Here is a 21,527-nt window from a genome sequence, read left to right as displayed (position 1 = left end):
TCCGGGTCCAGGCCGGCGCCCTCCCGCAGGGCGAGCGGTGCCGGCCGCTCCGGCTCACCCCCGGGACGCCCTCGCCACGCACCGCCGGGCTGCCTTCGGCCGGGTCGAGCGCCGTCGGCGGGTCGCCGCTCCGGCTGGGGGTGCGCGGTGCCGACCGGCGCCGTGGGCCACGTCATGACGACTGCTCCAGGCCGGAGGGCCGGGCCGCGCCGTGGTGCCCGGCGGCGCGGCGGGCCAGTGCGGTGGTCGAGCGGCCGTCCAGGTAGGGGAGGAGCAGTACGCGACCGCCCCACTCCTCCAGCGTGGAGGCCTCCGGCAACCGCTCCGTGCCGTAGTCGCCGCCCTTGACCCACACATGGGGGCGCAGTTCCCGCAGCAGGCGCTCGGGGGTGCTCTCGTCGAAGACGGCGATAGCGTCGACACAGTCGAGCCCGGCCAGCACCGAGATCCGGTCGGCCTCCGGGGTGATCGGCCGGCCCTCGCCCTTGAGCCTGCGCACGGACACATCCGAGTTGAGGCAGACGATGAGGCAGTCGCCGGTGCGGCGCGCGTTCTGCAGCATCCCCACGTGCCCGGCGTGCAGCAGGTCGAAGCAGCCGCCGGTGGCCACCACGGTGCCGCCGCGGGCCCGTACGGAGGCGGCCAGGGCGCGCGCGTCGTCCGTCTTGCTCACCGGAGGCGTCGGCGGGGCGGCGGGCACACCGCCCCACAGCGCCGGATTGCGCACCCCGCCCGCGGCCACGAACGCACCGGACTGCCGCACCGCCTCATGGGTGGCCTCCTCCGGCAGGGCGCCGTCGGCCAGCGCCCGGGCGGCCGTCGCCGCGAAGCAGTCACCCGCGCCGCAGGGGTCGCCGTCGACCTCCTGGAGCGGGGGGAAGTACAGCGGTGCCTCGTCCCCGGGCCGGGCCAGCACCGCGCCGCGCCTGCCCAGCGTCACCGCGACGGCCGCGCTGCGCCACTCCGAGGCGAGGGCCGCGCCGCGCCACCCGTGCCCGTGCAGCCCGTCGCCGTTCGCGTCCCGATGGTCCCCGGAGCACAGCGCCATGGCCTCGCCCGCGTTCGGCGTCACCAGCCGGGCGCCCGGCACCGGCGGCTCACCGCGCGGGTGGGGATCCCACACCACCTGGGTGTGTCCGGCCAGTACGGCGAGTTCGGCGCGCAGCCGGGCGGCGACCCCGCGCCCGTAGTCGGAGACCAGCACCGTGTGCGCCCCCGCGAGCGCCGCCCGCACCTCGTCGGTCACCGGCCCAACGGTGCCGCCGCCGCGGTCCACCCGCAGCAGCGGTCGCCCGTCGGCGCACAGCCGGGTCTTGACGGGCACACTGCCGCGCAGCGGCAGCTCCAGCAGCCGCACCCGGGGGGTGAGCAGATCGCGTACCGTCTGGTCGGACCGGCTCTGGCCGAGCGCCGTGACGAGCACGATCTCCGGGCCCCCCTCCGATCCCCCCGCCGCGTCCGGCGGGAAAGCCCCGGCCAGCGTCGCGGCGAGCCCGGCCCCGCCGGGCCGGTCGTGTTCCTCGGCCACGTCCAGCACCGGCGCGGGAGCGTCCGGCGCCAGCCGGTGGGCCTGGCCCTCGACGTCGGTGTCCAGCAGCGTGTCGCCGACGACGACGAGCGGGCGGTTGCGTGGCATGACGGCTTCCTTCGTCCTGCGGGAAGGGGCTTGGGGGCACGGTTCACAGTCGGGGCGGCCCACCGCCTTCCGCCGCACCCAGCGGCGCTTCGACCGCGGGCAGCGGCGCGGTGGCCGACAGCAGGTCCTCGGCCGGTTCCTGCGCCGCGTCGAACGCCTCGCACAGCAGGTGCACGGCCACCAGGTGCACCTCCTGGACGGTCGCGGTGGTGTCCGCCGCCACGCACAGTGCCGCGTCGGCCGCCGCCGCCAGCGGGTTGGGCGCGGGCCCGGTCAGCGCCCACACCCGCAGTCCCGCCTCGCGGCCCGCCAGCGCGGCGTTGACCAGGTTCTCGCTGCGCCCCGAGGTGGACAGCAGCAGCAGGACGTCTCCGCGGCGCCCGTGTGCCGCGACCTGACGGGCGTACAGGTCGGCGAAGCCGTAGTCGTTGCCGATGGCCGTCACGGCGGAGGTGTCGGCGTGCAGGGCGATGGCGGAGTACGGCCGGCGCTCGCCCTGGTAGCGGCCGACGAGCTCGGCGGTCAGATGCTGGGCCTGTGCCGCGCTGCCGCCGTTGCCCGCGGCCAGCAGCCGGCCACCGGCGCGCAGCGCCTCGGCCAGCCGCTCCCCCCAGGCGGTCACCTGGGCCGTGTGCTGTTGACGGAACGCGGCCACGGCCTGTTCGAGCGCCTGGCAGTGTGCGTGTGCGGGGTCGGCAGGAAGCATGTCGGCGGCCTGACGGCCGGGACCGGCCGGCGGCCTCCCTCCTTCGCGCTACGGGTCGGTGCCACGGGGACCACTGCTGTGGGGAGCGGGCGGGGAAGAGACGGAAGATGAGAAAGGGCGGCCCTGGGCCGCGGGTCCGGGGCGGGCCGAGCTGCCTCAGCGGGCGGCCGGTGTCATGGGTACGGCTGCCGGCTGCGCGGCGGCCCGCGTCGCGCGTGCGTCCAGCACCCGCCGGTAGACCTCCTCCGTCTGCGCCACCACCCGCGCCCAGCTGTACCGGGACAGCACCCGCCGTCGCCCGGCGGCGCCGTACGCCCGGCCCCGGGCAGGCATCGCCAGCAGCGTCCGCACCGCGTGCGCCAGCGCCTCCGGGTCGCGGGGCGGCACCAGCAGTCCGGTGCCGCAGTGCGCGACGGTGTCGCACTGGCCCCCGACGGCGGTGGCCACCACGGGCGTCCCACAACTCATGGCCTCCAGCGGGACGATGCCGAACGGCTCGTAGTCGGCCGGGCACAGCACGGCGTCCGCCGCGCGCATCAGCCGCGGCACCTCCTCCCGGTCCAGCCCGCCGGTCAGATGCACCCGGTCGGCGACGCCCAGCTCGCGGGCCAGCTCGCGCAGCCGCACCGCCTCCGGGTCGCGGTCCAGCTCCGCGCCCTTCGGGCCGCCCGCGACGATCAGTTCGGCCTCGGGTATCCGGCCGAGCGCCGCGATGGAGAGCGCGGCGCCCTTGCGCGGCACCAGCCGGCCGATGTGCGCCAGCAGCGGGCGGTGGGTGGGGCGTCGCCACTGCGGGCCGGTGGGGGTGAACACGTCCGGGTCGACACCGCAGGGGACGATGGAGACGTGGCCGGCGCCCACCCGCATCGCGGTCAGCTCCGCCACCTCGTCCCGGCAGGTGGCGATGATCCGGTCGCAGGAGGTGCCGACCGCCGTCTCGCAGGGGATGCGTTCGCCGGGGCTGGTGTCGGCGTCGCCCTGGTGCCGCTTCTTGACGGTGCCCAGCGCGTGGTAGGTGTGCAGGAACGGCAGGCCGCCCACCAGGCCGTCCTGGGCGGCCTGCAGGGTGGCGAGCCCCGACATCCAGAAGTGGGAGTGCACCAGATCGGGCCGCTCGGCGGCCCACCGGGACGACAGGAAGGCGCCGAACAGCCCCATGTAGGGCAGCAGTTCGTCCTTCGGTACGGGACGGGGCGGACCCGCGGGCACATGGTGGACGTCCACGCCGTGCCGCATCGGCAGCCGCTCGGGCAGGTCGGGGGAGTCCCGGCGGGTGTAGACGGTCACCCGGTGCCCCTGTTCGGCCAGGGTCTCGGCGAGCCGCGCCACATGGACGTTCTGGCCGCCGGCGTCGGCGCCGCCCAGTGCCGCCAGCGGACTGGCGTGCTCCGAGACGAGCGCGATGCGCAGCGGCTCCTTCTTCCGGGCCGTCCCGGCCGCCCGGGCTGTCCGGTCCGACATCAGCGGGTCACCTCCTCGAGAAGCTCCTCCCAGCGGTGCAGGAACTGTTTGAGCCCGTACCGGTTCAGCGCGGCGCGCCGGGCACGTTCGCCGTCCTCGGCCGCGGCCTGCGGCTCGTTGAGGTACCGGCGTGCCGCCTCGGCCAGCACCTCGGGGCGGGTGGAGAGCGTGCCGGTGCCCTCCGGCACCGCCTCGACCGCCTCGGTGGTGGCCAGCGCGACCACGGGCATGCCCAGGTGCATGGCCTCCAGCAGTGACAGGCCCAGCGACGTCCACCGCACCGGGTGCAGATAGAAGCGCCGCCGCGCCATCGCGGAGTGCAACTGCTCCTGGGGCAGGTCCTGCGCGCGGCAGCGCTCGGGCGGCAGCCCCAGGTGTGCGTCGAGCCCGGCGGTCCGCATGCCGAAGACGTCCAGCGGCGCCGCCTCGCTCAGCGCGGGCAGCAGATCGGTGCCGACGTACCGGCCGCGCCGTACGGGGTCGTTGACGACGACTGCCGCGCGGCCCAGCTCACCGGTCCACCGGTGGCCGGGGTCGACGATGCCGTGCTCGATGACGGTGGTGCGCGTCGTGCCGTTGTCCCAGAAGAGCCGGTTGAAGTGGGTGACGTGCACCAGCGTGACGTCGTCCCGGTCGGCGTACGGATGGCGGGTGTCGGGCACCGCACCGTCGGGTGCGTTGTGCTCCAGGTAGACGGCCGGGATGTCGCGGCCCGGACGGCGTCCGCCCAGCCGGCGCTCGGCCAGCTCCTCCTCGTGCGGGCGCTGCAGCACGACGACGTCCACGTCCAGCTCGGCCAGCTCCCGCGGGCCGACCTCGCGCACGGACTCCGGCCAGGCGAAGGTCTCGGCCCGGCCCAGCCCGTCGGGGCCCCGGTCGGGCAGCACGGGCACGAGATAGGTGTGCGGTCCCTGGACGAACGCCGTCGTCCAGGAGCCGTGCACGTGCCACAGCAGAATCCTCATGCGCGGGCCTCCTCGGCCGTCCGGTCCGTGGGGTGTGTGCGGGCCGTGTGCGGGGCCCGCGAGGGCGAGGCGGGCGGCAGCCGGTCGAGCGCCGCCAGCACCTGGGCGTCGTCCACCGCGTCCAGACACGGGTGGCCCGGCACCGGGCAGGTCACCTCGCGGGTGCCGGCACACGGCGCGCTCTGGTCGCCGAGCAGCATGTGCGGTACCCCGAACGGCGCCCACCGGTCGGCCGGTACGACGGGGGAGAACAGACAGACCACCGGGGTGCCCACGGCAGCCGCCAAGTGGGAGGGGCCGGTGTTGCCGACGACTGCCGCGCGGGCACCGGCCAGCACGCCCGCCAACTCGTGCAGCCCGGTGCGGCCGCCCAGGTCGAGCGCGTGTTCCCCGGCGACGGTGGCCGTCAGCTCCTTCTCCGAGGTACCGCCGGTGACCACCACCCGGTGCCCGGCGTCGGCGAGCGCCGCCACCGCGCGCCTCGCCCGCTCCCGGCTCCAGGCCCGGGCCGGTGCCGAGGCGCCGGGGTGGACGACGACGTAGGGGTCGGTCCCGGTCAACGGGCCGGTGTCCGGCGGGGGGTGGATCGTCAGGCCCCCGTGGTCGCCCTCCGGCAGCGCGAACCCGGCGGCGGCCGCCAGGTCCATGGCCGCCTCCGCCTCGTGCCGTCCGGCCGCCCTGCGGTGCCGCAGCTCGAGCAGCGAGCCGGGGTAGTCCTCGCTGTCCGCGCCGACCCACTCCACCCCGGCCAGCTTCAGCAGCAGGGCGATGGGCAGCGGGCTCTGGTGGTAGGAGGTGAGGACAAGGGCACGGTCGAAGCGCCGCCGGGCGAGGGCTTCGACCAGCGTGGCGGTCTCGGCGCGGTCCACGGCGGCGGGCCGGCGGCCCACCCAGGGCGCGTCGAAGGTGAGCACCTCGTCCACTCCCGGCAGCAGCCGCGCCGCGCCCTCACCGAGCGGGCCCGCCAGCAGCGTCACCCGCCGTGAACCGGCGGCCGCCATCCGCACGGCGGGCCCGGCCAGCAGTACGTCACCGACGCTGTCGAGCCGTACCACGAGGGTGTGGGGGGCAGCGGCCCCGGAATCCGTGCGCGGATCGGTGTGCGGGCCGGTGTGCGGGTGGGTCATGTCGGGCCTCCAGGCCGGGCGGGGGCACCGACCAGCGCGCGGACGGCCGCCGCCAGATGTGCGGCGGTGCGGGGAGCCGCGCGGGTCTCGGCCGCGCGGGTGGCGGTGTTGGGTACGAGCACACCGGTGGCTCCGGCCCGGTGTGCGGCGCCGAGGTCGGCGGCGATGTCCCCGACGACGGCGGTCTCCGGGGGGCGCACCCCCAGTACCCGGCAGGCGGCGAACACCAGGCCGGGCTCCGGCTTGCGGCAGCCGCAGCCGTCCTGCGGCCGGTGCGGACACACGGCGGTCACCGCGAGCGGTCCCACCAGTGCCTCCATCCGCGCGTGCAGCGCGTCCAGTTGCGTCAGCCGCAGCAGGCCGCGTCCGACGTCGGGCTGGTTGCTCACCACACCCGCCGGCACCCCGGCAGCACGCAGTGCCGCCAGTGCCTCCCGCGCGGAGGGGCGCGGCCGGATCCGCCCCGGGTCGGTGTTGTGCGGTACGTCCTCCACGAGGGTGCCGTCCCGGTCGAAGAGGACGGCGCGGGGCCGCCCGCACGCCGGTACCGCCGCGCAGGGTGCCGAACTCGTGTGGGGGATACGTACCAGCGGCTCTGCGGGGCCGTCCTGGTACCAGGTGGCGGTCGCCGTACGCAGCACCACCGCCGCCGGGCGCGCGCTGCGGGCTGCGGGCGCAGACTCCACGGGTGCCTGGCTGTTCATGCCCACACCTCCCGCTCCTCGGTGCCGTGGACGCGCCGCTCCCCGCCGCCGGCGCTCGGCTCCCCGCCGCGGACGACCGGGCGCTGCCCTCCGCTGTCGCGCGCGGGCAGTGCCCGCAGCCGGCCGCTTGCCCAGTGGTAGGTGGCGACGGGCGGGATCAGCAGGCTGCTCAGCAGCATGGTGAGGCTCTCGTCGCGGGTGCGCGGCCCCGGGCGCAGGCGCGCGTACAGGAATTCGCCGGTGCCCAGCAGCCACATCCCGCCCAGCACCGCCGCGGCGCGGCCGCGTCCGGCGGCCAGCCCGCCGAGCGCGGCACCCGCCGCCGCCGTGACGGCCACATGGCGCGGCAGCCGGCCGCGGGCGGCTCCGGCGCGCCGCCACCAGCCGGGGCCGTGGATGCGGTTCATCAACACGTCGTCGGCGTTTCCGCGTTGGGCGCGCACCGAGACCCAGCGGTCGGCGGGCCGCACCGGGTGCACCGTGTGCCGCTCGCCTTCCGTCAGCCGCCATCCGGCGGCCAACAGCCGCAGCGCCAGGTCGGCGTCCTCGCGGAAGGCGCGGCGGAAGCGTTCGTCGAAGCCGCCGACGGCCTCCAGCGCCACCCGCCGGAAGGCCATGTCGGCGGTGATCCAGCGCGCGTCGGCGAGTCCGGCCGTGTTGCGCTCCCAGTCCGTGGGCCGCCGGTGCGCGGGCAGCGGGACGGTGATGCGGCCCTGGCTGCCGGCCGTGTCGGGACCGGCAGCGGCCAGGTCGGCGGCGAGCCGCCGCGTCCACCGCTCGCCGGGGAGCACGTCGTCGTCCAGGAAGGCGATCCACTCCTCGCCGACCGTCCGCCAGCCCACGTTCCGCGCCGCGGCGGGCCCGGCTGCCGTGCCCGGCACCACCTCGACCAGTGGGGCCAGTTCGTCCGGCACCTCGACCGGCAGCGGACCGCACGCGCGGGCCGGCCGGTCGTCCACCAGCACGATCCGGCGCGGGCGCGGCGGGCCGGCGTCGGCCAGCGCTCTGAGCGTCCCGGCCAGCGACGGCCGGCCCAGGGTGGGGATGACGACGGCGAACCCGGGCTCGGCGTCCGGCTGTCCGGTGCTCACGTGGACTCCCCTCGTACGGCGTCGAGCCTTTCGGGGCGCGGGGCCCCGGCGGGCTGCGCGGTCTCCTCGGGCCGGTGGAAGAAGCTCGCGCGCCGCACCACGTACGGGCCGATGGCGAGCAGATCCACGGGTGACGAGCCGAAGCACTCCAGCGCGTCACGCGGGTCGTCCACCATCGGCCGCCCCGCCGTGTTCAGGCTGGTGTTGACCACGACCGGCAGCCCGGTGCGCCGCTCGAACGCCGCCAGCATCCGGGCGACCAAGGGCTCCTGCTCGCGGTCGACGGTCTGGATGCGCGCGGTGCCGTCGGTGTGCACCACGGCGGGGATGCGGTCCAGCCAGGCGGGCCGTACGTCGTGGACGAACAGCATGTAGGGGCTCGGTAGCGGGCCTTCGAAGATCTCCGGTGCCCGCTCCTTCAGCACCATCGGCGCCACGGGACGGAACTGCTCGCGGCCCTTCACATCGTTGAGGCGTTCCAGGTTCTCGGCCCGTCCGGGGTGCGCCAGCAGCGAGCGGTGGCCCAGCGCGCGCGGCCCGTACTCGGAGCGCCCCTGGAACCAGGCGACGATCGCGTCCTGGGCGAGGGCCTGCGCCACCGTCTCGGCCACGTCGTCGGGCCGCTCGAACGGCACCCCGGCGGTGGTGAGCCACTCGCGCAGCTGCGCCTCGTCCCACTGCCGCCCCAGGTCGGCCCCGCCCATCGGCGCGGTCGTGTCCCCGCCCCTGGAGGCCAGCGCCAGCGCACCGCCCAGCGCCGTACCGGCGTCCCCGGCCGCCGGCTGCACCCATACCCGCGAGAAGGGGCCCTCGGCGGCCAGCCGCGCGTTGGCCACGCAGTTGAGCGCCACACCGCCCGCCATGGTGAGCAGTTCGTCGTGGGTGCGGCCGTGCAGCCAGCGCACCATGTCCAGCAGCGTGTCCTCCAGTACCCGCTGGGCGCCGGCCGCCAGATCCGCCTGCTCCTGCGTCCAGTCCTGCCCCGGGCGGGCCCGGGGCGCGAAGCTCTCCCAGGGCACGTCCTTGGCGACGAACCCGCCGTCCCCGGTGGAGTGCACATACCTGGCCAGCTCGGCGGCCATCCGCGGCCTGCCGTAGGAGGCCAGCGCCATCACCTTGTACTCGTCGCTGGAGCGCAGGAAGCCCAGGTGCTCGGTCAGTTCCTCGTAGACGAGGCCGAGCGAGTGCGGCAGCTGCTGACTGTGCAGCGGCTCGACGGCCGCGCCGCGGCGCCGCGCCGCCAGATGGGACGTCGACTCGCCGCGCCCGTCCACCACCAGCACCGAGGACCGCTCGGCGTGCGGCGCGGCGAACGCGCTGGAGGCCGCGTGCGCCATGTGGTGCGGGACGAAGTGCACCTTCTCGCGGTCGAGGCCGGGCAGCGCGTCGCACAGGAAGGACGGCGCCTCCCGCGCGTACGTCAGCCGCAGCGGGTCCCACGGGTCGTCGAGTTCCATGTCGGCGGCGGGCTTGGCCAGGTCCGGGTCGAAGGAGTAGGCCACCGCGTCGATGTCCTGCGGCCGCAGCCCCGCTTCGGCCAGGCACCACGCCGCGGACTTGCAGGGCAGCTCCCAGGCGGCGAACGGCACCGGCCGCTTGCCGTGCTTGCGGCGGGAGAACCGCTCCTCCTCCGCGGCGGCGACCGTGTGTCCGTCGATGACGAGCGCGGCTGCCGGGTCGTGGAAGAGGGCGTTGATACCGAGAACACGCATGGTCTGCCTTTCGCCGGAGAGGGCGGGAGGGTGGTGGGGTCAGCCGCCGGAGTGCGTGTGGGCGCGGAACCAGCCGATCGTCCGCTCCAGCCCGTCGCGGGCCGTGACGCGGGGCTCCCACTGGAGCTTTCCGCGGGCCAGGGTGATGTCGGGGCAGCGCACCGCCGGATCGTCGCTGGGCCGCTCCACGAAGCGCAGGCCGGAACGGGAGCCGGTCAGCTCGATGACCAGCTCGGCCAGTTCCTGCATGGTGATCTCGTCCGGGTTGCCGATGTTGACCGGACCCAGCAGCTCGGAGCCGGCCATGGCCAGGACGCCGCGCACCGTGTCCTCGACATACGCGAGCGAGCGGGTCTGCCGCCCGTCACCCGTCACCGTGAGCTCCTCGCCGGCCAGCGCCTGCCGCACGAAGGTGGGGACGGCCCGCCCGTCGTAGCCGCGCATCCGCGGCCCGTAGGTGTTGAAGAGCCGGACGATGCCCACATTGCTGCCGTGGACGCGCGCCTCCGCCGCCGTCAGTGCCTCGCCGAACCGCTTGGCCTCGTCGTACACGCTGCGCGGCCCGACCGGGTTCACATGCCCCCAGTACCGCTCGCTCTGCGGGTGCTCCTGCGGGTCGCCGTACGCCTCCGAGGTGGAGGCCTGCACGAACCGCGCCCCGTGCCGCCGGGCCAGCGCCAAAGCGTTGCGGGTGCCCGCACTCCCCGTCTCCAGGGTGTGCAGCGGCATCCGAAGATAATCGGCGGGCGAGGCCGGTGAGGCGAAATTCAGTACGAGGTCGGGCGGGGCAAAGGAGCCGGAACTCCGCGCCACCTCGAAAGGGCGGCAGATGTCGGCTTCCAGCAAGGTGAATCCCGGCCGCCCGGTCAGATGCGCCACATTTTCCGGGCGGCCGGTGCAGAAGTCGTCCACGCAGGTGACGTCGCATCCGCTTTCCAGCAGCGCGGTGCACAGATGCGAGCCGAGAAATCCCGCCCCGCCCGTGACGACGGCGTGCCGGAAACGGGATATGGCATCGGTGGGGACGTCCATGAACACTCCTACGGTCACGGGCACCGTGCCATGGGGCACAGCCGATTCCTGAGGTGGAGGGCCCTCTCAAGAGGGGAAGCGATGTACTGTCTTTCCTCGTTCTCCCGGGCCATGGAACGCGGAATCATGACGCGCTGAAGGGCCGGTCAGTTCGCTCTCTCAGCGTGCGGCTCGGTAAGTCCGGTCGCAACCGAGAAGCTGTCGAGCGCTGCTCACCGTGGTCGAGTACTCGACCGGTCGACACCACACACAATGCCGTCACCGCCTGTCATTGAGCGCTGTATAGGGGGGTCAATCGTGGACGCTCTGTGACTGGCGTCCGATCGCGCTCCGGGCTGTGAGCAAGGCAACGCGGAGTCATTTCCTCGCAGGTCAGAACGGAGAAAAACGACCTACTGGTCGGTTCGCGGCGGCATTCGGGGACTGGCCGAAGTGAACCGTCTGTGAACATGGCTGAGGGCAACAGGCGCGAGCCATTCCGCCTGTTTCTCCACTTCCGGCTTCTCCTTCTTCTCCGCCCCCTGTCGCCTGCCCTCCCGCGTGAATTCCCCATGCCTTTTCTTCACCCGATTGCCGCCCGCTGGGCCGAGCGCTTCCGACGCCGCCCCGCCGCCCCGGCGGGATCCGCCGGCTCCGAGCGCTCCGAACGCAGCCCCTGGCGCTCCCTGCGCTACCCCAGCATGCGCTGGTGGTCCGCGGCCAACCTCGTCTCCAACGTCGGCACCTGGATGCAGCTGACGGTGCAGAACCTGCTGGTGCTCCAGCTCACCGGCTCCGCCGCCACCACCGGCCTCTCGCTGGCCGTGCAGGCGGCTCCGGGCCTGCTGCTCAGCCTGGTCGGCGGCAGCCTCGTCGACTCCTGGCCGCGCAAGATGACCGCCTCGGTCAGTCAGGCGCTGCTCGGTGTGGTCGCCTTCAGCACCGCCACGTTCGTCGCCTTCGACATGCTCACCGTCCCGCTGCTGATGGTGCTCGCCGCCGTCACCGGCTCCATCGCCACGGTCGACAACCCCGCCTGCTCGCTGCTCGGCAACGACCTGGTCAAGCGCAAGGACGTGCCCTCGGCCATTGCGCTGGGCTCGGTGGTGCACAGCGCCGGACGGCTGCTGGGCACCGCCGCCGCCGGTGCCACGGTCGCCTGGTTCGGTATGGCGTCCGCCTATGTGGTCAACGGGCTGTCGTTCCTGGCCGTCGCCGCCGTCATCCCCTTCCTGAAGCTGGTGGCGAAGGAGGAGCGGGAACCGCAGACGGTCCACGAACGCACCGCTCCGGCAGCCGTCGAGGACCGGCGCGGCAAGCGCGGCGCCCTGACCGGTGGCACCCGCGAGGGCCTGGTCTACTTCCTGCGCAACCCCCGCCTGGTCTCCCTCGCCGCGATCACCGGTATCTCCGCGATCTTCGGCCGCAACTACCAGCTGACACTGGCCGTCCTGGTCACGGGCCCGCTCGCGGCCGGCGCCGGCGCGTTCAGCACCGTCTCCACCGTGCTCGCGGTCGGCGGTATGGCGGGCGCCGTGCTCGCGGGCTGTCTGCGCAAGCCGTCGGTGCGGCACGTCGCGCTGCTGGCCGCCGCCGGTGCGCTGCTGCAGGCCGTCGCCGGTCTCTCGCCGTCGCTGGTCTTCCTGATCCTGCTGGTGGCGCCGATGGCCGTCGTGGAGTCGGTCTCCGACACCGCGGGCACCACCGTGCTCCAGACCGAGCCGCCCAGCCATCTGCGGGGCCGTGTGCTCGGCGTCTGGCGCAGCGCCAGCACCGGCTGGGGCCTGGTCGGGCCGCCGCTGCTGGGTGTGCTCATGGAGTTCGCCGGTGCCCGGGGCGGGCTGATCGTCGGCGGGCTGGCCATCGTGGCCGTCACCGGTGCCGCGCAGCTGCTGCAGCAGCGCCCCGTCCGGCTGCCGAAGCCGCGGCTGCGGCCTGCTGCCGCCGGCGGTGCCGCCCCGGCAGCGGCACCCGCCCCCGCGCCCGTACCGGACCCGGTGGCGGCCTCCGCCGGGGCCGTGACGGTCGCGGTGCCCGCGCCGCGTACGAGGGCCGCAGCGCCCGTGCCGGAGCCGGAACCGGCGACTGTCTGACGCTTGCGCGCTCCGGCCCGCGCTTTCCGGGGCCCGTACTCGCCGCACCGGCGGATACGGGCCCCGGCTGCTGCGCGGCCGGGCCCGTGTTGCGGGCCATGCGGGTGCCTCACACCATGAAGCGAGGAAGCCGCAAAACAGGGAAGACGGCACAAACTCGGCATGGAGCGACGCGGACAGCGGAGGACACGATGAGCGAAACCAACCCCATCGAGGTGCAGCAGGCCCTCAAGGGAGCCTCCTATCCCGCCGACCGGAAGCCCCTCACCGACCTCGCCAAGAAGAACCACGCGAGCGAGAAGGTCGTGGACAAGATCGCACATCTCAAGAGAGATCGCATCGAGGGTCCCGACCAGGTCGAGAAGGAGATGTTCCGCGGCTGATCCACCGACCCCTCGCCGGCCCGGCCGCCACACCGGGCCGCGCGCTCCGCTGACAGGAGGCGCCATGGACCCGGGTACCCCCGGCGGCAGCGCACCCCCGGGCCCTTCCGGGGGCCGGCGGAGCCGTAGCGAGGCCGTCGCCCAGGACCGGGCCGAGGCCGTCACGGAGGACCGGGCCGAGGCCGTCACCGAGGACCGGGCCGAGGCCGCCACCGAGGAGCGGGACCGGTCCCAGGACGGCCGCAGCCTCTACGACCGGCTCGGCGTGGTGATCGCCACGCGGGACCGGCGCCACCCCCTCGCCCGCACGTTGGAGAGGCTGCTGGCCCTTCCCGAGCGACCGCGCATCCTGGTCGTCGACAACGCCTCGACGGACGGGACGCCGGAGATGGTGCCGCGCTCCTACCCCGAGGTGCAGCTGCTGCGGCTGCCCGTCAACCGCGGTGCCCTGGCCCGCAACGACGGAGTCCGCGCCCTGCACACGCCCTACATCGCCTTCAGCGACGACGACTCCTGGTGGGAGCCGGGCGCCCTGCGCAAGGCGGTGGACATCCTCGCGGCCCGCCCCACCACCGGGCTGCTGGCCGCGGGCATCACCGTGGGCCCCGATGGGCGCCCGGACCCGCTCAACAGCGTGCTGGCGGCCTCCCCGCTGGGCGAGGGGGCCGTTCCACGCAGCCGCAAGGTCCTCGGCTTCCTCGGCTGCGCCGCCGTGGCGCGCAGGCAGGCCTATCTGGACGTGGGCGGCTACCACCCGCTGCTGTTCTTCGGCGCGGAGGAGAAACTCCTCGCCTACGACCTGGCAGCGGCCGGCTGGGAGGTCCTGCACTGCCCGGAGGTGGTCGCCCGGCACAGCCCGGCCGACACCCCGACCGGCCTCCCGGCGGACGCTCCCCGGCCCGGGCGGCAAGCGCTGATCCGCCGCAACGAACTGCTGATCGACTGGCTGCGCCGTCCGCTGCCGGTCGCGCTGTCGCGTACGGCGGCCCTGTGCGCGGCCTCCGTGCGGGACGACCAGGCCCGCCGGGCCGCCCGCGGCCTGCTGCCCCGCCTCCCGGCAGCCCTCCGTCTCCGCCGCCCCCTTCCGGACGCGGTCGAGGGGGCAGCCCGCCTGGTGGAGGGGGCAGCGGCGTGACGGACACCGACGGGCGCCCCGCCGCCGCTCGGACGGAAGGGCCGGCCGAGGACCCCCGCGCCGGCGGACCGGACCACCGCGTGACGGTCGTCGTGATCACCCGCGATCGCAAGGACGAACTGCTGCGCACTCTCGGCCTGCTGGCCCAGCTGCCCGAGCAGCCCCCGGTCATCGTCGTCGACAACGCCTCGAGCGACGGCACCGCCGCCGCCGTACGGGCCGCGCATCCGCACATCACACTGCTGTCGCCGGGCCGCAACACCGGCGCGGTGGGCCGCAACCTCGCCGTGCGCCAGGTCACCACCCCGTATGTGGCCTTCTGCGACGACGACTCCTGGTGGGCGCCCGGCTCGCTGCGGGGCGCCGCCGACCAGTTGGACGCGCACCCGGGGCTGGCGGGCGTGGTCGCGCGGATCGTCGTGGAGCCCGAGGGGACGGAGGACCCGGTGGTGGCCGAACTGCGCCACTCCCCGGTGCCCGGCCCCGACTGGCTGCCCGGCCCGGCGCTGGGCTCCTTTCTGGCCGCCGCGACCTGCCTGCGGGTCTCCGCGTTCCGCGCGGCGGGCGGCTTCGAGCCCCGGCTGTGGCTCGGCGGCGAGGAGGAACTGCTCGCCACCGACCTGGCCGTGCACGGCTGGTGGCTGGCCTTCGCCGAGGACCTCACCGTCCACCACGCGCCCTCCCGGGTACGGGACGCCACGGGCAGGCGCGTCGACGGGCTGCGCAACACCCTCTGGTACACCTGGCTGCGCCGCCCCCTCCCCGCAGCGCTGCGCCGCACCTGGTACCTGGCCCGCACGGTGCCCCGCGACGCGGCCAGCGCCCGTGCTTTCGCCCGGGCGGCCGCGGCCCTCCCCTGGGTGCTCGCCAACCGCCGCCCGGTCCCCGCCCGGGTCGAGGCGCGCCTTGCCGCTCTGGAGAGGGAGCAACGCCGCTCGACGGCACGCCAGTACGTGGGCTGACGGCCGCGTCGACGGCTGGATCGACGGCGGCCGGGGCGGTAGCCCTCCGGCGGTGCGTCGTCCGCCCGAGCTACGGCCCCGACCTACGGCGCCTGTTCGCGTGCCCGCCCGCGTGTCCGTCCGCGGGCGACGCGGAAACCGACGTCGTCCACCGTGAAGGCGGGGTGGCTGCGGCGCCGCGCGGAAGCCCGGCAGCTCCAGTGCTCGTCGAACCAGCCGCCGCCGCGCAGCACCCGGTAGCCGCCGTACACCTCGGGGTCGTACAGGTCCCAGCACCAGTCCCAGACGTTGCCGAGCATGTCGTGGAACCCCCACGCGTTGGGGCGCTTGCCGCCCACCTCGTGGAGGCGCTCGTGCGAGTTGCCGCGGTACCAGGCGATCTCGTCCAGCGGCCCGTAGCGCGGACCTGCCGTACCGGCGCGGCAGGCGTACTCCCACTCGGCTTCGGTCGGCAGCCGGTACCCGTCGGCGTCACCGTCCCACTCGACGCTCCGCTGCCCCTCGCTGTCGGTAACCGGCCGGTAGGCGGGCGCGAGCCCCGCGCCTGCGGAGAGGGCGTTGCAGAACTCGACGGCCTCCCACCAGCAGACACTTTCCACGGGCAGCCGGTCACCCGGCGCGGTGCTCGGCCACCGGCCGGTGACCCGCGCGTACTGGTCCTGGGTGACGGGGAACGCGGCGAGCTCGTACGGCGCCAGCTCGACCTGCCAACTGCGCCGCGTCCGACGGTCGGAGAGGGTGACCCGCCCCGCCGGTACGGCGATCATCCCGACCGGCCCCTGTGCTTCCATGATCCGGCGATCCTACTGTCACCGGTCCGGCTTGGGACCCGGCCCGACCGTGGGTTGGTCTGCACATACCGTCTACATCTAGACTCTCTGTAAAGTCGGCCGACCGTGAACGGAGAACCAGCCGTGGTCACCCCCGCCATGGAAGCGCCCCAGCAGCGCGACCCGCGCCATCTGAGCGACCCGCGCTCGGGGCGGCGCTATCCACTGGACCCGCTGCGCTGGCGGGGCGACGACGGGACGCCGCTGCTGGTCTCACCGGCGCGCGGTCTGGCGCCCGCCGACATCGAGACGGCGGACCGCTCGCTGTGGCGCTACCGCGCCGCCCTGCCCGCCCTGCACACCGCGCAGACCCGCCCGGGGACGTCGGGACCGTCGGCGCAGGCCGCGCAGTCGGCGGTGCGGCCCGTCAGCCTGGGGGAGGGGTGCACCCCGCTGCTGCGGCGGACGTGGGGCGGGGTGGAGGTCGGCTTCAAACTGGAGTGGTTCAACCCGAGCGGAAGCTTCAAGGACCGCGGCAGCAGCGTGATGATCTCCGCGCTGGCCGCACAGGGCGTCGGCGAGGTCCTGGAGGACAGCTCCGGCAACGGCGGCTCCTCCGTCGCCGCGTACTGCGCCGCCGCCGGCGTGGACGCCACCATCCTCGTCCCCGAACACACCTCACCGGCGAAGACGCTGCAGGCCACGGCCTACGGAGCACGGGTCACCCCGCTACCCGGCGACCGGGACGCCACGGCCGCAGCGGCACTGCGCCGGGCGGAGCACACGGTGTACGCGAGCCACAACTGGCACCCGTACTTCCTGGAGGGCACCAAGACACTGGCGTACGAGATCTGGGAGGACCTCGGATTCCGGGCCCCGGACGCGGTGGTCACGGTCGCCGGGGCGGGCAGCACCGTGCTCGGCTGCGATCTGGGCTTCGGTGAACTCCTCGACGCCGGGCAGATCGCGGCACGGCCCCGCCTCCTGGTCGCCCAGCCCGCCAACTGCGCCCCGCTGCACGCCGCGTTCCACGCCGGGCGGGACACCCCCGTCCCCGGCGGGTGGCAGCCGACGCTGGCCGAGGGCACGGCCATCAAGGAGCCGATCCGCCTCCCCGAAGTGCTGGCCGCCGTACGCCGCTCGGGCGGCAGCACGGCCGCGATCCCGGAGGCGGACATCGCCTCGGCCGTCCGCCGGCTCGCGGCCACCGGGCTGTACGCGGAGCCCACCAGCGCCACCGCGGCGGCGGCCGTCGAGGTCTTCGCAGCCCGGGGTCAGCTGCAGCCGGACGAGACCACGGTGGTGATCCTCACCGGCTCGGCCCTCAAGGCGCCCACCGCGATGGCGGCCCTGGTGGAGGGGGCGTCGTGAGCAGCCCGGAGGACGAGGTGTTGCTGCGGGAGGCGGAGAAGATCGTCACCGCGGTCGGCCGGATGTTCCCCGGCCTGTGCGAGGCCGTACTGCACGACCTGCGCAGCCCCGAGCACGCGGTGCGCACGGTGGAGAACAACCTCTCGGGCCGCCGGATCGGCGATCCTGCGACCGAACTGGGCCTGGCCCGCATCGCGGACCCCGCCCACCCCGAGATCCTCCAGAACTACCCCAACCGCTTCCCCGACGGCCGCCCCGCCAAGAGCACCTCGATCGGCATCAAGAACAGCGAGGGCGTCTACATCGCCGCCGTCTGCCTCAACCTGGATGTCTCCGTACTGTCCACCCTCACCCGCGGCCTCAACGAGCTGCTGCGCACGGAAGAGCACCAGCCGCCGGTCCACGAGACCCTGCGCGCCCGCACGGTGGAAGAACTGCGCACCGTCACCGAGTCGTTCGCCGCCGCCCGCGGCACCGCACCCCGCGCCCTGGCCACCACGGACCGCGCCACCCTGGTCCACACCCTCAAGGACCAGGGCTTCCTCGAACTCAAAGGCGCCGTACAGACCCTCACAGGCCTCCTGGGCGTCTCCCGAGCCACCGTCTACAACGACCTGCGCCGCCCACCCACCGAGTTTCCGGGGAGGGTGCCCGGCCCTTCAGGGCCGGGGTGAATGGCCGCGAGGCCGGCCCGGTCCTGGACGGCCTCGACTGAGCGGCCCCCGGCCACCGCGCGGGCCCGCTTCGGGGGTTCGCGGTCAGGGGCTCCGCTTCCCCGGTGACCGCTTTTGGGGTAGGCCCGGGCGCGGGCCGCACCACCCACTCCGGCTCCGTGAGCAGATGTCGCGTACGGCCCGCGCCGGCCCCCCTCTGGTCGCCCCTGGTCCGGCCGCGCGCCTACGGCAGCGCGCCTTTGGCGGTGCAGGACCGGATATAGCACTCCCTCCTCCTGCGCCCCTGTTCCCCCGGCTGCGGAGCCGACAGTCACGAACCGCTCAGGCCCCCCACTCCGCCTCCGCTTATGCCTCCGCCGGTGCCGGGTTCTCGACACTCACCTGCACCGAGAGGTTGTTGTTGATCGTGTAGTACGGCCTCACCGAGTGGGCTGCACCGTCCCGGTTGGTCACGTGCTGCGACGGGTACTTGAAGACGCGCTTCTTGTCCGGGATGTCATCGAGTATCCGTCCGAGGCGGACAGGCTCCTGGTCCTCGGCGGGGCGCAGCCACAGGTCCCACACCCGGTGGCCGGGCAGCAGGGAGCCGAGGGGCAGTTCGGCAGTGAAGTCGCGTACCGAGTGGCCTGTGTCGGCGCCGTGCCCGGGCGCGGCGGCCTGCGGTTCGCAGCGTTCCTCGCTGTCCGGGCGCACCGGTACGCGCACGGGGGACGCGGCAGCGTCGCGGGGGTGCGCCTCCAGGCACGCGGTTGCCGAGAGGCGCGCACCGTAGAGCCTGCCCTGCACGGTGATGGCGTCGTCGGCCACGCGCAGCGCCCCTGCCTCCGCGTGCGGTCGGCGTAGCCACGTACGGACGGCGAGATTGCCGTACTTGGTCGTGTAGGGGATCCGGACGCCGATCCATGCCTGTGCGTCGACAGACACACTGCCGACAAGGGATCGCAGATCGTGCACCCCGGGCAGCAGCCGCTGCGGCTCTTCGTCGCCGAGGGTGAGGTAGGCGTCCCAGCGCCCCTCGCGAAGCCGCGTCGTGCTGGGCAGCGAGGCCTGCAGCCTGCTGTCTGCCGCTGCGCGGGCGAGCGGCAGTCGGAGGGAGGCGTCCGGGCCGTGTTGGTGGCGCAGGCGCAGCAGCACGGCCGCGGACCGGGGCACCTCGGGGGCCCCGGTTTCCTCGTCTGCCCCGTCGCAGAGCCGCACCCGGAAGGTGAGCCCCCCGGCGGTGTCGGTCGTGCAGTCGGCGCGCGGGCGGTGGGCCTTGCGAGCGGTTGGGGAACCGGCATCCGGCGGGGCTGCGACCGCGGCGTCGTCCGGTGACGTGGCGCAGGATTGCCGCATCATGTCCGTGCTCCTTCCAAGGCGTGCTTCACTCCGAGCCGGACCGTCTCCGTGGCCGCGTACGCTCCGCCGAGCAGGGTGCCGCGCGCCCGGTGGAGGGTGCCGGCCCGGCGGTTCACCAGCGAGGTCAGCAGGTCCTCGTACCGGGCGGCCACCCGCGCCGGATCGAACCGCGCCGATGCGCTGAGCGCGGCTTGCCCCATCCGCGTCCGAAGCCCCTCGTCGTTGATGAGGCGGAGCAGCGCGCCGGAGATCGCGTTCACATCGCCTGTGGGGACCAGCAGCCCGTCCTCGCCGTCGCGGATGATCTCCCCCGGCCCGTGCGGGCAGTCGGTGGCCACGACGGGGAGGCCGCACCGCATGGCCTCGACAATGGTCATGCCGAAGGATTCGAGGCTCGAAGTGACCGCGCAGATCGACCCCTTCACCCATTCGGTCTCGATGGGGTTCGCCGAGCCCATCAGTAATACGTGGTTGTAGAGGCCGAGTTCGTCGATGAGCTTCCTCAGCTTGTTCTCCTCGCGGCCGTGCCCGTATATCCGCAGGCCCCAGTCGGGGCGCTCGCGGACGACCTCGGCGAAGGCGCGTACGAGCACGTCGTAGCGCTTGGCGGGGGCGAGCCGGCCCGCGGCCACCACCCACTTGCCGCTGCCGTCGGCGGGCGTGACCTCCGGGGCGGGCACGCTGTTGGGCAGCGCTTCGACGTGCACACCGGGCAGCCGCAGGGAGCTGCGGTAGTCGCGGGCGTCGGCTTCGGTCACCGTGGTCACCGCGTCCAGCCGGGGATAGGTACGGCGCAGCAGGCGCTTGAGTCTCCCGGAATGCGTGGCAAGCGTGAGGTGCTCCTGCCCCACACGGACGGGGCCGCGGCGTGTCTGCCGTGCCACGTGCACGTTGAGTCCGGGCCGTGTGCCTATCACGACGTCCGCCTCGGTGCTGCTCAGGTACTCCCCGATCCGGCGGTCCGTCAACGCGCTGTGCTGGGCGTACTGGCCGTCGGCAGCGGGGAAGACCCGGGCGGGGCGGGCGTGTTCGGGGTCGGCGCCGTCATACGTCGGTCTGTGCCGGCGCATGTCGACCAGCGAGGTCAGCCGTACGCCGTCGCCCGCCTCGAAGAACGGCCGGTCACGGAACCGGAAGGCCGAGACGACCTCCACGTCGTGCTGCTCGGCGAGCGCCTGCGCCAGATTGAAGGTGGTGCGGACCGTTCCGCCCATCCCGTACGCACTGAAGATCAAGAAAGAGATGTGCATTGTTCCTCGAATCCCTGGATGTCGACGATGCCTGACCGAGGTGCCGACGACGCCTGACCGCTCGCTGAACGGCTTCCACCGCAGCGCCGAAGCGGTACCCGTGCGTCGCCGGAACAAGCCGGCCGGTTTCCGCGCGGAGACGGTGCCGCCTTACTGCATCGCCGACTCGGGGGTGGTGTTCCAGTAGGAGACGGTGGAGTTGTCGCTGAGCGCGAGACCCGCGCCGTCGGGGGCGCTGACCTTGGCGGTGGCGCCGGTGCCGTGCTGGTTGCGGTCCGCCAGTTCGACGGTGAGGTGCTTCTCGCGGTGCATGTTGCCGCCGTCGCCCTTCTCCAGGCCGAGTGAGGCGTAGGCCGACTCGCCCGGCTCCAGGGAGACGACGGCCTGGGGCTTGCCGCCGCCGACCGCGATGGGGGCCTGGGCGTCCGGGTAGCCCACGAACGGGGAGCCGTACAGGTCGCAGCGGGTGCTGCCGTTGTTGGTGGCCTTGAGCAGGATGACCGGTGCACTGCCGCCGGTCTCCTTGAGCCCGACGGAGACCTTGCCGACGGCGCAGGCGGTCCGCTTCACGCCCGCGGCCTCGGCCTGGGGCGACCCGCCCGCGGTGCTGCCGCCCCCGTTGCCGCTCTTCGCGCCGCTGCTGCCGCTGCCGCCGCTGCCTGCGGAGCCGGAGCCGGTGGAGCCCGTGGAGCCGGAGCCGTTCGTCTGCGAGTCCTTCGTCTGCGAGTCCTTCGTCTGCGAGTCCTTCGTCTGCGAGTCCTTCGACACCGCCGAGGAGGTCGAGGAGCCGGCGTCGTCATCCTTGCCGCCGCCGTCCTGGCAGGCGGTCAGCGAGAACGCGGCGGTGGCGGCGACGGCGACGAGGCCGGCGGAACGGACGGTACGGCGAGTACGAGCGGTCATCACGAGGTCCCCCACGAATGTCGGACGCGGCACGGCTGCCCACTTCCGCGGGGCGCCCCGGCCGGGTTCAGTTGTCGGTACATGCACTTCGATGGCGACCGGCCCGGATTTGTTCACGGCATTTTGTCCGCACCCTGTAACAGCCCGTCGGCGCCTGCCGGGAGCGACATCTGTTCCATGCGGCCACTTGGCGGCCTTGGGTTTCGCCTTCCGACCGAAAAAAAGCCCTCCTGAT

General features: G+C 74.2%; 19 protein-coding genes. 6 read left to right on the top strand and 13 right to left on the bottom strand.

Features of this window, described 5'->3' with window-relative positions; translation table 11 throughout:
- Positions 1-172 precede the first annotated feature (172 nt).
- The 9 genes from rfaE2 to KBY19_RS25730 all read right to left on the bottom strand — a co-directional run bounded on the left by rfaE2 (position 173) and on the right by KBY19_RS25730 (position 10,434).
- The gene (gene rfaE2, locus KBY19_RS25770; protein ID WP_210966803.1) at positions 173-1,636 is read right to left on the bottom strand and encodes a D-glycero-beta-D-manno-heptose 1-phosphate adenylyltransferase; all 1,464 of its coding nucleotides are present in this window, start codon (positions 1,634-1,636) and stop codon (positions 173-175) included.
- Between the two features lie 43 nt (positions 1,637-1,679).
- Complete coding sequence (locus KBY19_RS25765) at positions 1,680-2,342, bottom strand: SIS domain-containing protein (protein WP_099881023.1); 663 nt, start codon at positions 2,340-2,342, stop codon at positions 1,680-1,682.
- 156 nt (positions 2,343-2,498) lie between these two features.
- Positions 2,499-3,803, bottom strand: coding sequence for a glycosyltransferase (locus KBY19_RS25760; protein WP_099881021.1), 1,305 nt, complete (start codon positions 3,801-3,803; stop codon positions 2,499-2,501).
- On the bottom strand, positions 3,803-4,768 hold the full coding sequence (locus KBY19_RS25755; protein WP_099881019.1) for a glycosyltransferase: 966 nt from the start codon (positions 4,766-4,768) through the stop codon (positions 3,803-3,805). The genes KBY19_RS25760 and KBY19_RS25755 overlap by 1 nt, the downstream gene beginning before the upstream one ends.
- Positions 4,765-5,895, bottom strand: a complete 1,131-nt coding sequence (locus tag KBY19_RS25750; protein WP_099881017.1) for a glycosyltransferase family 9 protein — start codon at positions 5,893-5,895, stop codon at positions 4,765-4,767. Before KBY19_RS25750 ends, KBY19_RS25755 begins: the two co-directional genes overlap by 4 nt.
- Positions 5,892-6,599, bottom strand: coding sequence for an HAD-IIIA family hydrolase (locus KBY19_RS25745; RefSeq protein WP_099886512.1), 708 nt, complete (start codon positions 6,597-6,599; stop codon positions 5,892-5,894). The genes KBY19_RS25750 and KBY19_RS25745 overlap by 4 nt, the downstream gene beginning before the upstream one ends.
- Entirely contained in the window at positions 6,596-7,690 is a 1,095-nt protein-coding gene (locus KBY19_RS25740) for a glycosyltransferase family 2 protein (protein ID WP_210966802.1), read from the bottom strand. Before KBY19_RS25740 ends, KBY19_RS25745 begins: the two co-directional genes overlap by 4 nt.
- Positions 7,687-9,402: a carbamoyltransferase C-terminal domain-containing protein gene (locus KBY19_RS25735; RefSeq protein ID WP_210955299.1), complete on the bottom strand. Its 1,716-nt coding sequence runs from the start codon at positions 9,400-9,402 to the stop codon at positions 7,687-7,689. Before KBY19_RS25735 ends, KBY19_RS25740 begins: the two co-directional genes overlap by 4 nt.
- Positions 9,403-9,441: 39 nt before the next feature.
- Positions 9,442-10,434 carry an NAD-dependent epimerase/dehydratase family protein gene (locus KBY19_RS25730; RefSeq protein WP_210966801.1) on the bottom strand — a complete coding sequence of 331 codons (993 nt, stop codon included), beginning with the start codon at positions 10,432-10,434 and terminating at the stop codon, positions 9,442-9,444.
- A gap of 551 nt (positions 10,435-10,985) precedes the next feature.
- Between KBY19_RS25730 and KBY19_RS25725 the strand changes: the two genes are divergently transcribed.
- The 4 genes from KBY19_RS25725 (at position 10,986) to KBY19_RS25710 (ending at position 14,986) form a co-directional block, all read left to right on the top strand.
- Complete coding sequence (locus KBY19_RS25725) at positions 10,986-12,506, top strand: MFS transporter (protein WP_307843622.1); 1,521 nt, start codon at positions 10,986-10,988, stop codon at positions 12,504-12,506.
- Between the two features lie 191 nt (positions 12,507-12,697).
- Positions 12,698-12,889: a DUF2795 domain-containing protein gene (locus tag KBY19_RS25720; RefSeq protein WP_210966800.1), complete on the top strand. Its 192-nt coding sequence runs from the start codon at positions 12,698-12,700 to the stop codon at positions 12,887-12,889.
- Between the two features lie 64 nt (positions 12,890-12,953).
- Positions 12,954-14,024, top strand: a complete 1,071-nt coding sequence (locus KBY19_RS25715; protein WP_210966799.1) for a glycosyltransferase family 2 protein — start codon at positions 12,954-12,956, stop codon at positions 14,022-14,024.
- 80 nt (positions 14,025-14,104) lie between these two features.
- Complete coding sequence (locus KBY19_RS25710; protein ID WP_307842321.1) at positions 14,105-14,986, top strand: glycosyltransferase; 882 nt, start codon at positions 14,105-14,107, stop codon at positions 14,984-14,986.
- 83 nt (positions 14,987-15,069) lie between these two features.
- Here the strand turns inward: KBY19_RS25710 and KBY19_RS25705 are convergent, their stop codons facing one another.
- Positions 15,070-15,777, bottom strand: a complete 708-nt coding sequence (locus KBY19_RS25705; protein WP_185016870.1) for an SUMF1/EgtB/PvdO family nonheme iron enzyme — start codon at positions 15,775-15,777, stop codon at positions 15,070-15,072.
- A 138-nt stretch (positions 15,778-15,915) separates the two neighbouring features.
- Between KBY19_RS25705 and KBY19_RS25700 the strand changes: the two genes are divergently transcribed.
- Positions 15,916-17,127 (top strand): pyridoxal-phosphate dependent enzyme, encoded by a 1,212-nt coding sequence (locus KBY19_RS25700; protein ID WP_185019394.1) that lies wholly within the window; start codon positions 15,916-15,918, stop codon positions 17,125-17,127.
- Positions 17,124-17,801: a transcriptional regulator gene (locus KBY19_RS25695; RefSeq protein ID WP_099881001.1), complete on the top strand. Its 678-nt coding sequence runs from the start codon at positions 17,124-17,126 to the stop codon at positions 17,799-17,801. Before KBY19_RS25700 ends, KBY19_RS25695 begins: the two co-directional genes overlap by 4 nt.
- Positions 17,802-18,146: 345 nt before the next feature.
- Here KBY19_RS25695 and KBY19_RS25690 read toward each other — a convergent pair whose 3' ends face one another.
- From KBY19_RS25690 to KBY19_RS25680, 3 genes are all read right to left on the bottom strand, one after another.
- Positions 18,147-19,139, bottom strand: a complete 993-nt coding sequence (locus tag KBY19_RS25690) for a hypothetical protein (protein ID WP_247691420.1) — start codon at positions 19,137-19,139, stop codon at positions 18,147-18,149.
- On the bottom strand, positions 19,136-20,389 hold the full coding sequence (locus KBY19_RS25685) for a glycosyltransferase family 4 protein (protein WP_099880999.1): 1,254 nt from the start codon (positions 20,387-20,389) through the stop codon (positions 19,136-19,138). Before KBY19_RS25685 ends, KBY19_RS25690 begins: the two co-directional genes overlap by 4 nt.
- Before the next feature lie 150 nt (positions 20,390-20,539).
- Entirely contained in the window at positions 20,540-21,292 is a 753-nt protein-coding gene (locus tag KBY19_RS25680; RefSeq protein ID WP_210966798.1) for a DUF4232 domain-containing protein, read from the bottom strand.
- Positions 21,293-21,527: the final 235 nt, after the last annotated feature.

The sequence above is a fragment of the Streptomyces sp. B15 genome (genome assembly GCF_018070605.1).
In the GTDB taxonomy this organism is placed as follows: Bacteria; Actinomycetota; Actinomycetes; order Streptomycetales; family Streptomycetaceae; genus Streptomyces; species Streptomyces smyrnaeus.
Note: the sequence above shows the minus strand (reverse complement) of the source record. Positions and strands in the feature narration are given on the sequence as shown.